12 protein-coding genes and 1 pseudogene are annotated in these 14601 nt (G+C 72.4%); 10 read left to right on the top strand and 3 right to left on the bottom strand.

The features are described 5' to 3' along the window. Nucleotides 1-82 precede the first annotated feature (82 nt). A complete protein-coding gene (locus tag AN218_RS19565) occupies nt 83-655 on the bottom strand; it encodes a CGNR zinc finger domain-containing protein (protein ID WP_070018188.1) in 573 nt (190 codons plus the stop codon). A gap of 83 nt (nt 656-738) precedes the next feature. Here AN218_RS19565 and AN218_RS19560 point away from each other — a divergent pair, with 83 nt between their 5' ends. Continuing rightward, nucleotides 739-1431: a haloacid dehalogenase type II gene (locus tag AN218_RS19560; protein ID WP_070018187.1), complete on the top strand. Its 693-nt coding sequence runs from the start codon at nt 739-741 to the stop codon at nt 1429-1431. A gap of 650 nt (nt 1432-2081) precedes the next feature. On the opposite strand, the gene phoU is transcribed toward AN218_RS19560, so the two are convergent. Further along, nucleotides 2082-2783 carry a phosphate signaling complex protein PhoU gene (gene phoU, locus AN218_RS19555; RefSeq protein ID WP_070018186.1) on the bottom strand — a complete coding sequence of 234 codons (702 nt, stop codon included), beginning with the start codon at nt 2781-2783 and terminating at the stop codon, nt 2082-2084. 210 nt (nt 2784-2993) lie between these two features. Here phoU and phoR point away from each other — a divergent pair. Beyond that, a pseudogene (gene phoR, locus AN218_RS34645) lies at nt 2994-4263 on the top strand (two-component system sensor histidine kinase PhoR); the annotation flags it as partial. 457 nt (nt 4264-4720) lie between these two features. After that, on the top strand, nt 4721-5392 hold the full coding sequence (gene phoP / locus AN218_RS19540; protein ID WP_476755966.1) for a two-component system response regulator PhoP: 672 nt from the start codon (nt 4721-4723) through the stop codon (nt 5390-5392). Between the two features lie 101 nt (nt 5393-5493). On the opposite strand, the gene AN218_RS19535 is transcribed toward phoP, so the two are convergent. Further along, nucleotides 5494-6183 (bottom strand): DUF461 domain-containing protein, encoded by a 690-nt coding sequence (locus AN218_RS19535; protein ID WP_070018184.1) that lies wholly within the window; start codon nt 6181-6183, stop codon nt 5494-5496. A gap of 568 nt (nt 6184-6751) precedes the next feature. Here AN218_RS19535 and AN218_RS19530 point away from each other — a divergent pair. The 7 genes from AN218_RS19530 (at nt 6752) to AN218_RS36820 (ending at nt 14582) form a co-directional block, all read left to right on the top strand. After that, nucleotides 6752-7234: a CarD family transcriptional regulator gene (locus AN218_RS19530; protein ID WP_016472332.1), complete on the top strand. Its 483-nt coding sequence runs from the start codon at nt 6752-6754 to the stop codon at nt 7232-7234. 478 nt (nt 7235-7712) lie between these two features. Continuing rightward, on the top strand, nt 7713-8633 hold the full coding sequence (gene ispD / locus AN218_RS19525; protein WP_420855990.1) for a 2-C-methyl-D-erythritol 4-phosphate cytidylyltransferase: 921 nt from the start codon (nt 7713-7715) through the stop codon (nt 8631-8633). Further along, the gene (ispF, locus tag AN218_RS19520) at nt 8623-9165 is read left to right on the top strand and encodes a 2-C-methyl-D-erythritol 2,4-cyclodiphosphate synthase (protein WP_079132348.1); all 543 of its coding nucleotides are present in this window, start codon (nt 8623-8625) and stop codon (nt 9163-9165) included. Before ispD ends, ispF begins: the two co-directional genes overlap by 11 nt. Nucleotides 9166-9325: 160 nt before the next feature. Next, nucleotides 9326-9733, top strand: a complete 408-nt coding sequence (locus AN218_RS19515; protein ID WP_070018182.1) for a PPOX class F420-dependent oxidoreductase — start codon at nt 9326-9328, stop codon at nt 9731-9733. A gap of 123 nt (nt 9734-9856) precedes the next feature. Further along, on the top strand, nt 9857-11269 hold the full coding sequence (cysS, locus tag AN218_RS19510; RefSeq protein ID WP_070018181.1) for a cysteine--tRNA ligase: 1413 nt from the start codon (nt 9857-9859) through the stop codon (nt 11267-11269). A 285-nt stretch (nt 11270-11554) separates the two neighbouring features. Next, nucleotides 11555-12505, top strand: a complete 951-nt coding sequence (gene rlmB / locus AN218_RS19505) for a 23S rRNA (guanosine(2251)-2'-O)-methyltransferase RlmB (protein WP_070018180.1) — start codon at nt 11555-11557, stop codon at nt 12503-12505. Nucleotides 12506-12665: 160 nt separating this feature from the next. Further along, nucleotides 12666-14582 (top strand): DoxX family protein, encoded by a 1917-nt coding sequence (locus AN218_RS36820; RefSeq protein ID WP_070018179.1) that lies wholly within the window; start codon nt 12666-12668, stop codon nt 14580-14582. Nucleotides 14583-14601: the final 19 nt, after the last annotated feature.

Here is a 14601-nt window from a genome sequence, read left to right as displayed (position 1 = left end):
ACCGGGCCGGCCGGTCCGACGGCCCAGCCCGGCCCAGCCCTGCCCACCCCAGCCCGGCCGGGCCGCCCGCCACGCACCGGCGTCAGCCCGCCCCCTCCGGCCCCCGGTCTGCCACCGCGCCCGAACTCCGCTTGCGGGCCCGGTAGTTGGCGGCCTTGATGCGGTTGCCGCAGGCCTCCATGCCGCACCAGGTGCGCCGGGCGCCGCGGGAGCGGTCGAGGTAGATGCGCGTACAGCCGGTGCGGCCGCACTCCTTGAGGCAGGCGTCCGGATCGGCGAGCACCGCGATGCCGCTCCGCGCGATGTGGGAGAGCACGGCGCGGAGGTCCCCCGTGATGTGCAGCCCCGTGTCGCCGAGTTCGAGGCCGGGGACCGGCCCGGCGGCCGTACGGTTGGCGATCTCGAGGCTGTCCCGGTCGAAGCGCCGGTCGAGTACGCGGTCGAGGGCGAGGCGGTAGAGCGCCTCCCGCAGTGAGAGCGCGGACTCGAACCCCGCGCGGCCGACGCGGACACGGTCCGGCAACTCGTCGCACTCGGCGATCCACCGCTCGAGATCCGCCGGGCCGGACAGGGCGTCGACGGCCTCGTCCCGCCGGGAGCCCACGGTTCCGGCCAGGTCGAGCGCGGGGTTGCCGCTCACGAACGCGAATTCCACGTCACCATCTTGACCGGTGATGCAGGACGGTGCCAAGGTCGTCACCGGTTGAACTGGTGACGACCTCGCGAACGGGAGCGCGCATGGCCGGTATTCACGACATCGAGGTCGTCGTCTTCGACGTCCTCGGAACGCTGATCGACGAGGAGAGCGGGTTCCGGGCGGAGGTCCAAGCGATGGCGGACGCCTCCGCGGCGGCGGACGCCGAGGATCTGCTCGCCCTGTGGCTGCGCCGCCGCGAGTCCGAGGAGCGGCGCGTGCGGCGGGGAGACCGCGCGTACGCCGGTACGGAGGTGATCGACGCCGAGGCCGCGCGACAGGTCGCCGAACGCGCCGGAGTGGACGACCCGGCGGCCGTGGAACGGCTCGCGACCGCGGGCCGGAGGCTGCCGCCGTACGGCGACTCCGCCGCCGGGCTGGAGCGCATCGCACGCCGGTACCCCGTGCTCGCGCTCTCCAACGCCTCCTCCACCGCCTTGACCTGGCTCAACGCGCACGCCGGGCTGCGGTGGCACCAGACGCTCTCCGGCGAGACCGTCTCGGCCTACAAGCCCGCACCGGAGGTCTATCGGCTCGCCGCCGACGCCGCCGGACGTCCGCCGGAACGGATGCTCATGGTGGCCGCTCACGCCTGGGACCTGCGCGGCGCCCGCGCGAGCGGCATGCGGACCGCGTACGTACGGCGGCCGTCCGGCGATCCGCCCGCGGAATCGGACGTCTTCGACGGGCAGTTCGGCAGCCTGGACGAGTTGGCGGACGCGCTGACGGCGGCGTAGGGGAGCGCTTCTCGCCGCGCTTCCCGTCCGTACGCGTCAGGTCGGCAGGCGTCAGGTCCGTACGCTCAGGGTCCGCACGCACAGGGTCCGTACGTGCCAGGTCCGTACGCACAAGCCGAGGGCCCTGCCCCGTCGAACCGGGCAGGGCCCTCGGCGGTTCCGGGCCGCGCGCGCCGCGCAACTCCGCGCGCGCCGCGCAACTCCGCGTGCGGCGCGTTCAGTCCGCGGCCGGCGCGTTCAGCCGCAGCTTCCGCTGCACTGACACGGACCGCCCGACTGACATCCGCACCCGCATCCCGGACCGCACCCGCACGCCCCCAGTACGTGCAGGGACGGCCCGCCCTCGGGCCGTGCGGGAGACAGAACCGGGTCCGTACCGCTGTGATCGGCCATGACTGCCCTCCTTTTCCCTCCCCGTCGTCCACCCCGTCGTGGACTCAGCCTCGGAGCGGCCCGGCGGGCGCATCAAGGGCGCGTCGTTGCACATGCCGCGAGCGGCCCGATTCCTCTCTTACAGCACGTACATGTACGGACGGCACGGATGTGCACGGACGGGTACGGGCGTGTACGGACGGAACGGACCGTTCGCGAGCGGGAGTCCGCGCTCGGCGCGGCGGAAGCCGGCACCGCGCTCGGCGCGCGGCGGGCGCTCAGGTGCTCTCGACGGGAGCCGTCCCGTCGCCCGCGGCCGCCGACGCCGGGTCGATCTCGTCCGCGTAGTCACCGGTGACGAGGTAGACGACGCGGCGTGCCACCGAGACCGCGTGGTCCGCGAAGCGCTCGTAGTAGCGCCCGAGCAGCGTCACGTCGACGGCGGTCTCGATGCCGTGGTGCCAGCGGTCGTCCATGAGGTGCTGGAAGAGGGTGCGGTGCAGGTCGTCCATCGTGTCGTCGTCCTGCTCGAGCTGCATCGCCAGATCGATGTCCTTGGTGATGATGACCTCGGCGGCCTTCGCCATCAGCCGCTGTGCGAGCTGCCCCATCTCCAGCAGCGTGGCCTGGAGATCGCTCGGCACGGGGGAGTCGGGGAAGCGCAGCCGCGCCACCTTCGCCACGTGCTGCGCCAGGTCCCCGGAGCGTTCCAGGTCGGCGCTCATCCGCAGCGACGTCACGACGATCCGCAGGTCGGTCGCGACGGGCTGCTGCCGTGCCAGGAGCTGGATGGCGCGGGTCTCCAGGTCGCGCTGGATGTCGTCGACCTTCTCGTCCGCCGCGATGACGCTCTCGGCCAGCTTCAGGTCCGCGTCCAGCATCGCCGTCGTGGCGCGGCCGATCGCAGAGCCGACGAACCGGGCCATGTCGACCAGGCTGTCGCTGATCGAGTCCAGTTCCTCGTGATAGGCGTCGCGCATGGCTGTCCTTCCCTCGCACGGTGTCTCGGAAAAGGGGCCCACAGGGCCGGGCCTCGGCCCCTCCACGCTCCCACGCTCCGTCCGTAATGCGTCCGTCGCCGACCTCCCCGGTGAATCGCCCCCGACCTCGAGGTGAACTCTGGGAGACGAGTGTCCGAGGTCTCCCGCTTCCCCTGGGGCGGTGTCGGCGGGCGCGCATAGCCTGGAGACATGAACGTGAACGCGGCGGTCGCCGCAGCGGCAGCGATCGCCGGAGTCCTGACCGGTGTGATCGCGATGCTCTCGTTCCGCTGGAGCGAACGCGACCAGGCCCGTCCCACCCGCTCCTCCCTGCACACCGAGGCGGTGCTGCCCCCGGGCGTCGACACCGTGCTCTCCGTGCTGCGCTCCTCCGCCGTCGTCCTGGACGAGGCGGACGAAGTGGTCAAGGCCAGCTCCGCCGCGTACGCCCTCGGGCTCGTACGGGGCGGCCGGCTCGCCGTGCAGCCGATGCTCAAGATGGCCCGCGAGACCCGGCGCGACGGCGAGATACGGCAGGTTGACCTCGACCTGCCGCGCCGCGGCACGGGTCGTGGCGACGCCCTGGCCGTCTCCGCCCGCGTCGCCCCGCTCGGCTCCCGGCTGGTGATGCTCCTGGTCGAGGACATGACGGAGGCCCGCCGCATCGAGGCCGTACGGCGCGACTTCGTCGCCAACGTCAGCCATGAGCTGAAGACTCCGGTCGGCGCGCTCTCGCTGCTCTCCGAGGCGGTGCTGGACGCGGCGGACGACCCGGAAGCGGTCGAGCGCTTCGCCGGGCGCATGCAGTACGAGTCGACGCGGCTGACCAGCCTCGTACAGGAGCTGATCGACCTCTCCCGCGTGCAGAACGACGACCCGATGGGCGATTCCGAACGGGTCGGCGTGGACGAGCTGATGGCCGAGGCCATCGACCGCTGCCGCCAGTCCGCGGGCAGCAAGCAGATCACGCTCGCCGCGGGACGCACGGGCACATCGGCAGCGAGTACGAGTACGAGCACGAGCACGGGGACGGGGACGGGGACGGGGACGAGCGCGGCCCCGGGCACGAGCACCGGTACGGGCACGCGCGGCGGCGACGCCGGCGACGGCCTCTTCGTCTGGGGCAACCGCAGCCAACTCGCGGCGGCCCTCGGCAACCTCGTCGAGAACGCCGTGAACTACTCGCCCGCCCGCACCCGCGTGGGCATAGCGGGCCGCCGGGTCCCCGCCCCCGGCGGGGATCTGATCGAGATCTCCGTCAGCGACCAGGGCATCGGCATATCCGAGCGCGACAGGGAGCGCGTCTTCGAGCGCTTCTACCGCGTCGACCCGGCCCGCTCGCGTGCCACCGGCGGCACGGGCCTGGGACTGGCCATCGTCAAGCATGTGGCCGCGTCGCACGGCGGCGAGGTCACCGTGTGGAGCGCCGAAGGACAGGGCTCCACCTTCACGCTCCGGCTGCCGGAGGCCGGCAGCGCACAGAGCCGCTCCGGATCCGGCTCCGCGTCACGCTCCGACTCCGGGGCGGGCGGCGCGGACGGTCCGGACGGTCCGGCGGGCGCCCTCGAGGAACCGGCCGAGGTCCACGAGCCCGGCGGCAGCGAGGAGTTCGACGAGGAGTACGACGTACCGGAGGAGGCACGGGAGGCCAGGACGGCCGGGGAGTCCCGGCGGTCCGGGAAGGCCGGGGAGGGGCCGGCCGCATACCGCGCCCGCAGCGCCGGACCCTCCGCCCCGAAGGAGCCGCCCCGGCGCCTCCGCACCGCCCGCCCTCCCCTCAGCGCCGCCGCCTCCTCCGACGCCCCTCCCTCTCCTTCCCCTTCCCCTCACTCCTCGTCCGTCCGCTCCGCTCCCCGTACGTCCACCTCCCCCTTCTCACCACAGCGCGGACTGCTGCGCGCCCCTGAAACCGCCCCGGAGGTCCTCCCGTGACCCGAGTGCTCGTCGTCGAGGACGAAGAATCGTTCAGCGACGCACTGTCGTACATGCTTCGCAAGGAAGGCTTCGAGGTAGCCGTCGCGTCCACCGGCCCGGACGGGCTGGACGAGTTCGAACGCAACGGCGCCGATCTCGTCCTGCTCGACCTGATGCTGCCGGGCCTGCCCGGCACCGAGGTCTGCCGCCAGTTGCGCGGCCGCTCCAACGTCCCGGTCATCATGGTCACCGCCAAGGACAGCGAGATCGACAAGGTCGTCGGCCTGGAGATAGGCGCCGACGACTATGTGACCAAGCCCTTCTCCTCGCGCGAACTCGTCGCGCGCGTACGGGCGGTGCTGCGCCGCCAGGGCGAGCCGGAGGAGGTCACCCCGGCGGCCCTGGAGGCCGGCCCGGTCCGTATGGACGTCGACCGGCACGTCGTCACCGTCGACGGCAGCAAGATCGATCTGCCGCTCAAGGAGTTCGACCTCCTGGAGATGCTGCTGCGCAACGCGGGCCGGGTGCTGACCCGCATGCAGCTCATCGACCGCGTCTGGGGCGCCGACTACGTGGGCGACACCAAGACCCTCGACGTCCACGTCAAGCGACTGCGCGCCAAGATCGAACCCGACCCGGGAGCGCCCCGCTACCTGGTGACGGTGCGCGGCCTGGGCTACAAGTTCGAGCCGTAGACCGCCCGTTGCGCGCACGCCGCGCCACACACGTGAGGCCCCGCTCGTACGACCTGTACGGGCGGGGCCTCACGCATGTCCGTGGTGTGACCGGTGCGGGCTCAGTGCCCCGAGTCGTGGCCTCCGGCCCCGGTACCGGCCGCGTGCTCCGCTCCTGCGGTCTTCTCGGCGCCCTCGTCGTCGGCCGGCCCGGCGGGCGACGCGGTGGACGTCGCCTCGTCCGAGGCGCTCCCGGACGGGGACCCGGAGGGCGTGCCCGACGACGTGCTCGGCGAAGGCTCGGGCGTAGGCCCGAACTTCTTGTAGTCGCCGTGCGCGGGGACGACCGCCGCCCGCAGCGACACATGGCCCGTACGGCTGAGGTCGAAGGTGACGCCCTGGGCGTTGCCGTTCCGTACGGCGCCGGCACCGGCCTCGGGCAACTGGGCCGAGGCGTTGCCCTCGCCGCCCAGCGCGAGCGAGCCGCCCGCCGGCACGGTCAGCTTCTTCTCGCCCTCGGCCGGGCGCAGTTGTACGCGTCCGCTGACGCCCTTGACCTTGATCGCCGTCAGGGTCTCGTCCTTCTGCCCCTGGTTGAAGATCCGGCCCGTCACGACGGCGGAGCCCTCACCGGTCCCGGGCGTGACGATGGTGACGTTCTGCACCTTGACGGAGCCCAGGCTGGTCGCGGCGCTGTCCGGCTTGATCTCCAGCGTCTGCGCGTCCTTGCCGGCGGCGCATGCGGACAGTGTGACGACGGCGAGCGCGAGGGCGGTGGCGGCGAGGGTGCCGCGTCGAATGCTGCTGCTCACGGCGGCGGCAACTCCTGGGCGAGCTCTGGCGGCCGAACTACGAGCCGGTCGCGGGCGGATACGGTGTTCTTGGCGTGGTTCTTCTCTGCGTTACCGGTGTTCTTGGTGCGGCTCAGGTTACCGAGCGCCCCGCGGCGCCCCGCACCCGGCCCTCCCGCCGCGCGCCGGACGGGCCCCGGGAGTACGTACGTCAGGCCGCGAACGGCGCCCGGTGCAGAGTCGTTTCGGCGTAAAGAATGCGAACGGGCAGTGAATTGATCAGCGAAACTGCTGATCAATTCTTGGGAAAGTCCGGGAAGAGCTGAAGAGGGCCGAACGGGCGACGACTTACAGTCGGACAAAACGGACGGCTGATGCTTTCTGAAGCACCTTCTTCAGACGTGTCCGCCGTGTTTCGATGCGCCTACGGAAGTGCCCCGACCTGCGAATACCCTCCCGGTGCCGCCCTCCGCAGCACGTAACAGGGCCGCTTGTCAAGCCCCGAGATGCGGCCTGACCTGCGAAAACGCCATTCAGAAGAGCCCGATTCCGTGTTACTCTGGATAGTCACGGAAGGGGTACCTGACACATGACGTTCAAGGTTGGCGACACCGTGGTCTATCCCCATCACGGGGCCGCGCTGATCGAGGCTATCGAAACTCGCCAGATCAAAGGCGTGGACAAGACCTACTTGGTTCTGAAGGTTGCGCAGGGCGACTTGACGGTTCGTGTGCCGGCGGACAATGCGGAGTTCGTGGGCGTACGGGATGTGGTCGGTTCGGACGGGCTGGACAGGGTCTTCGAGGTGCTCCGCGCACCGTATGCCGAGGAGCCGACCAACTGGTCCCGGCGCTACAAGGCGAATCTCGAGAAGCTGGCGTCCGGTGACGTGATCAAGGTGGCCGAGGTCGTCCGCGACCTGTGGCGCCGTGAGCGCGAACGCGGGCTCTCCGCCGGCGAGAAGAGGATGCTTGCCAAGGCCCGCCAGATCCTGGTGAGTGAGCTCGCTCTCGCGGAGAACACGAACGAGGACAAGGCCGAGGCGCTGCTTGACGAGGTCCTCGCGTCCTGACCCGCTCCGCCTGACCGCCTGCCCCCGAACCCTCTTCGGAGCAGCAGGCACGGACGAGCGCGCGAAGGATCGACCGGCGCACAGGGCAACCGGTTCGGGCAGCACCGCAGGAGAGCAGAGCAAGAAAGTCTGAGCAGTAACAGAGCAAGGCTGTGCCGCAGTGCCCGAGTGACTCCCCGTCGCCGGGCGCTGCGGCATGTCCGGGGACGGTCGGATCCAGGGGAGGCCGCGTGACGGCGAAGCTCTGCGAGCGAACCGCGACAGCGTTCAGTAACCTCGCCTGTGCCCGCCGTACTCGGGCTTCGTCGCCGTCGCTCACGGCTGTACGAGTGCGTGCCGGGCCCGGGCTGCTGCCTCGACCGGAGTTCACGGAAGGGCCGGTCAAGGCGTCGCGCCCGGCACGCCCCCAACCTGTGGCCGGGGGTACTTCCAGGCCATACCCACACCGGCTGAGGACACAAACCTGAACGTGCAAGCGATGTCAATCCGATCCGCGGGCGAGTCGCCCGCCGTCCACCCGGAAGGAGCAGGACGGGAGGGCGCAGGCGATTCCGCGTCCGCTTCCGCTGCTCCCGTCCCGGCGCCCGTGGCCGCGCCGCTCTCCGCGCCCGCGCCCTTGTCCACCCCGGAGGCCGCTCCCGTCGTGGCGCGCTCGTCCCGATCCGTGCACCGCACCGCCGCCGTCATCCCGGCCGCGGGCCGCGGCCTGCGTCTCGGCCCCGGCGCTCCCAAGGCGCTGCGTGCGCTGAGCGGTACGCCGATGCTGGTGCACGCCGTGCGGGCCATGGCCCGTTCCCGTGCCGTGTCCCTCGTCGTCGTGGTCGCCCCGCCGGACGGCGCGGACGAGGTGCGGCTGCTGCTGGAGGAGCACGCCGCTCCGGCCGGGGCCGCCGCCGACATCGTGGTCGTACCCGGCGGTGAGACCCGTCAGGACTCCGTACGTCTCGGGCTCGCGGCGCTGCCCGACGGCTTCGACTCCGTCCTCGTGCACGACGCGGCCCGTCCGCTCGTACCGGTCGAGACTGTGGACGCGGTCGCGGCGGCCGTACGGGCGGGGGCGCCCGCCGTGGTGCCGGCACTGCCCGTGGCCGACACCGTCAAGGAGGTCGAGATCCGCGGGGCCGGCGAGCCCGAGCCGGTGACCGGCACCCCCGAGCGGTCGCGGCTGCGTGCCGTGCAGACCCCGCAGGGCTTCGAGGTGAAGGTCCTCGCCGCCGCGCACGCGCAGGTCCTGCGGGAGGGCGACGGCGCCACGGACGACGCGGGGATGGTGGAGCGGCTCGGCATCGAGGTCGTGGTGGTGCCCGGGCACGACGAGGCGTTCAAGGTGACCCGGCCGCTGGATCTGGTGCTGGCCGAGGCCGTGCTGGCGAGGAGGCGTACGACGGATGGCTTCTGAGCCACAGGCCGCGGGCGGCCACGGCCCGGACGCGGAAGCCCGGGCGCTGCCCGTCCTTCCCCTGGTCGGCGTCGGCACGGACGTGCACGCCTTCGAGGAGGGGCGCGAGCTGTGGTGCGCGGGTCTGCTCTGGGAGGGCGAGCGCTACGGCCTCGCCGGGCACTCCGACGGCGACGTCGCCGCCCACGCCGCCTGCGACGCCCTCTTCTCCGCGGCGGGCCTCGGCGACCTCGGCGCGCACTTCGGCACCGGCCGCCCCGAGTGGTCCGGTGCCTCCGGGGTGCGGCTGCTCGCGGAGGCGGCGCGGATCGTACGGGCGGAGGGCTTCGCCGTCGGCAACGTGGCGATCCAGGTCGTCGGCGTACGGCCCAAGGTCGGCAGGCGCCGGGCCGAGGCGCAGCAGTCGCTGTCCGCCGCGGTGGGCGCGCCCGTCTCCGTCTCCGGTACGACGACGGACGGGCTCGGTCTGACGGGCCGCGGCGAGGGACTGGCCGCGATCGCGACGGCGCTCGTAGTGCCGCAGGGGGCGTGAGCCCGGAGCGCGCAAGGGCCCGGCGGGCTCGGGTCCGCTCGTCCCTCCGCGCGGAACACCGTGCGCCGCACGGGTGTTGGACGGTTGAAGACGGCGCTGGCGTGGCACACGCCGCAGTCGGTCACCGACGACGTTCACGATTCCGCGAAAGGCGACAGCCGTGACAGCAACCCAGCTCTCCGACGAGCTCAAGCAGGTTCTCGACACCCCCGTCTTCGTCAACATCGCCACGATCCAGCCCGACGGCAGCCCGCAGGTGTCCCCGGTATGGGTGAAGCGGGACGGCGACGACCTGCTGATCTCCACCACGACCGACCGCCGCAAGACCCGCAACCTGGAGCGGGACCCCCGCGTCAGCGTCGTGGTGCAGCCCGCCGACGCCCCGTACTCGTACGCCGAGATCCGCGGCACGGTCACCATGACCACCGAGGGCGGCAAGGAGCTGATCGACGAGCTGGCGCAGAAGTACGTCGGCAAGAACTACGCCGAGTTCAACCCGGGTTGGGAGCAGGACGCCGAGCGGGTCGTGGTCCGTGTGACGCCGCGCAGGATCGCCGGACGCCTCTGACGCATTCCTCCGCCGTACCGCCCCGGGCTCGTGCCGCCGGTTTCTCTGACGTCTGTCACCGATCCGGTGCACGAGCCTCGGTGCGCGGGCCACGGGGCCCTCCGGGCCCACTACCCTGGTCGCGTGAGTATTCGCCTGTACGACACCAGCAGCCGGCAGATCCGCGACTTCGTCCCGCAGCGGCCGGGGCACGTCTCGATCTATCTGTGTGGCGCCACCGTGCAGGCAGCCCCGCACATCGGGCACATCCGGTCGGGCCTCAACTTCGACATCATGCGCCGCTGGTTCGCCCACCGCGGCCACGAGGTCACGTTCGTGCGGAACGTGACGGACATCGACGACAAGATCATCGTCAAGGCCGAGGAGCAGGGCCGCCCTTGGTGGGCGATCGGCTATGCCAACGAGCGCGCGTTCACCGCCGCGTACGACGCCCTCGGCTGCCTGCCGCCCACGTACGAGCCCCGTGCGACGGGCCATGTGCCCGAGATGATCGAGATGATGCAGGCGCTCATCGACGGGGGCCACGCCTACGCCGCCGACGGCAACGTCTACTTCGACGTCCACTCCTACGACGGCTATCTCCAGCTCTCCAACCAGGAGTTGGACAATCTGCTCCAGCCCGAGGGCGAGGGCGAGACCGGCAAGCGCGACCCGCGGGACTTCGCCATGTGGAAGTCCGCCAAGCCCGGCGAGCCGAGCTGGGAGACGCCGTGGGGCCGGGGGCGTCCGGGCTGGCATCTGGAGTGCTCGGCCATGGCGCACAAGTACCTCGGGTCGTCCTTCGATCTGCACGGCGGCGGCGTCGACCTGGTCTTCCCGCACCACGAGAACGAGATCGCGCAGTCGAAGGCTTACGGCGACGAGTTCGCGCGCTACTGGGCGCACAACGCCTGGGTCACCATGAGCGGCGAGAAGATGAGCAAGTCGCTCGGCAACTCGGTGCTCGTGAGCGAGATGGTCAAGCACTGGCGTCCCATCGTGCTGCGCTACTACCTGGGTTCGCCGCACTACCGCTCCACGATCGAGTACAGCGAGGAGTCGCTGCGCGAGGCGGAGGTCGCCTTCGGCCGCATCGAGGGCTTCGTCCAGCGCGCGGCCGAACTGGTCGGCGAGGTCGCACCGGCCGCGGAGATCCCGGCCGCCTTCGCCGAGGCCATGGACGACGACTTCGCCGTACCGCAGGCGCTGGCCGTGGTGCACACCACCGTCCGGCAGGGCAACGCCGCCATGGGCGAGGACGACAAGGAGGCCACGGCGCGGGCCTTCGCGGACGTACGGGCGATGCTCGGCATCCTCGGCCTCGACCCGCTCGACGCGCGCTGGCAGTCGACGGCGGAGGCCGCCGGGCGGGGCGGTGAGCTGCGGGAGGCCGTGGACTCGCTGGTCCGGCTCGTGCTCGACCAGCGCCAGGCGGCGCGCGAGCGCAAGGACTACGCGACGGCGGACGCGATCCGGGACGAGCTGAAGCAGGCGGGGCTCGTGATCGAGGACACCCCGTCGGGGCCGCGCTGGGAGCTGGGCGGCGGCGGGCAGTAGCGGCCGCCGAGGGCCGGGCGCACCCGCGGTGTGCGCCGCCGATCGGCCGTCGCCTCCTGCCCGTTGATGATCCACTTCTTCGCTGGGGCGTGCTCTCCGGAATAATGGCGACGGCCGGTGCCCCGCGCCCACGGCCGTACGGACATGAGGCGCACGGACCGTACGGATCGCGCGGGTCCGGCGAACCCCGCGACGCCGGCCCGGCCGAGCGCACGCGGCGAATCAGCGAAAGAACACAGCGAACCCAGCGAACACAGCGAACCCAGCAGAGAAACAGGTGCCCCGATGGCCGGGAACAGCCAGCGCCCCAACCGGCGTACGTCCAACAAGAAGGGCGCCCAGGTCGGCAGCGGCGGCCAGCGGCGCCGCGGCCTGGAGGGCAAGGGCCCGACGCCGCCCGCGGAGATGCGCAAGGGCCACGCGAAGCAGCGTGCCGCCCAGGCCAAGGCCCGGCGCGCCCAGGGCCGTCCGCAGCGCAAGGGCGGCGGCAGGAGCGCCGCGGAGCTGGTCGTCGGGCGGAACTCGGTGGTCGAGGCGCTGCGCGCGCACGTACCGGCGTCGACGCTGTACGTGCAGCAGTTCGTCGACAACGACGAGCGGGTGCGGGAGGCCGTGCGCCTGGCGAGCGAGGGGGGCGAGGTCCACCTCATGGAGGCGCCCAAGCCCGAACTGGACCGTATGACCAAGGGGTTGCACCACCAGGGCCTGGTGCTTCAGGTCCCGGAGTACGAGTACGCGCATCCCGACGACCTCACGGCGGCGGCCTACGACGAGGGCGAGGTCCCGCTGATCGTCGCGCTCGACGGCATCACTGATCCGCGCAACCTCGGCGCGGTCGTACGCTCCGTCTCGGCCTTCGGCGGCCATGGCGTCGTCGTGCCGGAGCGCCGGGCGGCCGGGATGACGGCGGGCGCGTGGAAGACCTCGGCGGGCACGGCGGCGCGTACGCCCGTCGCGCGGGCCGCCAACCTCACGCGGGCGCTGGAGAGTTACCAGAAGGACGGGCTGATGGTGGTCGGCCTCGCGGCGGACGGCGACGTCGAACTCACCGAACTGGACGTCCTGGACGGCCCGGTGGCCGTGGTCGTCGGCAGCGAGGGCAAGGGCCTCTCGCGGCTGGTGGGCGAGACCTGCGACGTACGCGTACGGATCCCGATGCCCGGCGGCGCCGAGTCGCTGAACGCCGGTGTGGCGGCGGGCGTCGTGCTCTACGAGGCGGCGCGGCGCAGGAGTTGAGCGGAGGGGCGGGCGACTGCCTCGACGTTCCCTCCATGGAGCCGCCTCAACATCGGCTCCGCCAGGGCGACTTGGAGCGGCCTCGCACCCTTGACGGGCCTCGGACAGATCGGGGCGGTCAAGGCAGTGTCCTAAGCGTCCGTCACTCGGTTAGAGGAGTGTGGACACCAAGACACCCCGCACGCCCGACCCCTCGGGCCGTCGTCCCGGTGGCTCCGGGGACTCCCAACAGGGCGGCTCCGGCGGTCTCTTCGGCGACGATCCCGGGCTGAGCACGGTCAAGGTCCCCTCCGATCCGGCAGAAGTCGTCGTCACGCACGCGAGCTTCCGGGTGCAGCTCGCACCGTCCGCGGACGGCTCCTCCTCCGCATCGGGCACGGCGGCGGGCGGGTTCCCGTGGACCTCCGGCGTCGCGGCACCGGGCGTCACCGGCGCCGGTACCGGCACCGGGTCCGAGTCCCCGGCGACGGGGCCGTCCGTGCTGTGGGGCGTGGGGGAGAGCGAGGAGACGGGGGCGACCAGGCTGTCGCCCGTCGCCCGTCCCGACGGCCGGCAGACCGCGGAGTCCGCCGCGTCCACCACCCAGGTGCTGCCGCGCATCGGCGAGGAGACGGTGGCCGCGCCGTCGACGCTCATCGGCCAGCGCGGGCACGGCAGTTCACATGAGACGGCACGGCCGCAGCCGAGTTCGCTGCTGCACGGCGCCCGCCCGGTACACGGCGCCTTCGACGGACCGGAGCCCGGCACCCGCGACCCGTACGATTCCTATGATCCGTACGACCCGTACGGCCAACGCGGGGGCTACGGCGGCGAGTTCGGCTCCGAGCACGAGCCCGCGTACGGACAGGACCACCGGCGCGAGTACGGGACGGGCCAGATCCCCGGCTACGGGGACGAGGACGCAGACCTCGACGCGTACGGCCAACGGCCCCTCGCCGACGGCGAGTTCGACGACACCCCCGCCCATGGCAGCGCCGTGGGCACGGCCCCCGCCGCCGGGCGGCGCCAGGCGTACTATCCGGGCCGCCGCCTCAACCTCGGTGTCGTCCTGCTGCCGATGCGGATCTTCCTCGGCTTCATCTCGGTCTACGCCGGGATGGGCAAGCTGTGCGACCCGGTCTACTTCGACGGCGACGCACGCGGTTCGATGGTCACCTGGCTGCGCTCGCTCGAACCGTGGGCGCTGGCCTCGCCGTTGCGCGATTTCGCGCTGGCGCACCCGGTCGGCTCGGGGCTGACGGTCGCCTTCCTGCAGATCATCATCGGCGTCCTGACGGTGTGCGGTCTGTGGCAGCGGCTCGCGGCCTCCGTCGGGGCGCTGCTGTCGGCGGCGCTGCTGATGACGGTGAGCTGGAGTTCGGGGCCCGCGTACGAGACGCCCGACATCATCTACCTCGCCGCGTGGAGCCCGCTGGTGATCGCGGGCGCTCCCGTCTACTCCGTCGACGGGAAGCTCGCCGCCGACGCATGGCGCAAGCTCGGCCCGCGCGCCGAACTCCTCGATCTGCGGCGGCAGGTGCTGCGCCGGGGCGCCGTCATCGCGTCGGTGGTCACCGGTGTCGCGATGCTCCTCGGCGCGATGCTGGGCGGTGCCGTACGGGCTTCGCACACGGCCACGGTCCCCGACCCGGACGAGCCTCCGACCAACCGGCTGCCCGGCTCGCCCCTCCCGACGGACCCGGACGCCGGTACGAGCAGCGACACCCCCGCCGGCGGCCACGCCCAGGGCGCGGACGGCGGCCCCGGCAGCCGGCGCTCGGGCGGCCCCTCGTCACCGGCGTCGCAGGACGGCGGTCAGCGGAGCGACCCGTCCGGGCCGACCCAGCACGAGACCGTGCAGGCCCCGGAGGAGACGGGCCCCGGCGCCGGGCCGCCGCAACAGTCCGATCCCGGTACCCAGGCCACGCAGGGCGGCGGCGGCAGCAGCGGTACGAGCGGCGGATCCCCGGCGGGCGGCGGTACGGGCGGCAGCTCCAACTCCGGTGGGGGCGGCGGCAGTTCGTCCTCGGGCGGGAGCGGTGGCGGCGGGGGTTCGTCGTACAGCGGCGGCGGGGGACTGGGCGGACTCCTGGGCTGACGCGGCCCGTTGGGGCCGC

The sequence above is a fragment of the Streptomyces nanshensis genome (assembly GCF_001751255.1).
Classification (GTDB): domain Bacteria; phylum Actinomycetota; class Actinomycetes; order Streptomycetales; family Streptomycetaceae; genus Streptomyces; species Streptomyces nanshensis_A.
The sequence above is the reverse complement of the archived record's forward strand: the minus strand, read 5'-3'. Positions and strand labels throughout refer to the sequence as shown.

Coding starts and splice junctions, on each gene's coding strand:
- AN218_RS19560 (WP_070018187.1), top strand. CDS start 739: ATGGCCGGTATTCACGACATCGAGGTCGTCGTCTTCGACGTCCTCGGA.
- phoU (WP_070018186.1), bottom strand. CDS start 2,783: ATGCGCGACGCCTATCACGAGGAACTGGACTCGATCAGCGACAGCCTG.
- AN218_RS19530 (WP_016472332.1), top strand. CDS start 6,752: ATGACGTTCAAGGTTGGCGACACCGTGGTCTATCCCCATCACGGGGCC.
- ispD (WP_420855990.1), top strand. CDS start 7,713: ATGTCAATCCGATCCGCGGGCGAGTCGCCCGCCGTCCACCCGGAAGGA.
- ispF (WP_079132348.1), top strand. CDS start 8,623: ATGGCTTCTGAGCCACAGGCCGCGGGCGGCCACGGCCCGGACGCGGAA.
- rlmB (WP_070018180.1), top strand. CDS start 11,555: ATGGCCGGGAACAGCCAGCGCCCCAACCGGCGTACGTCCAACAAGAAG.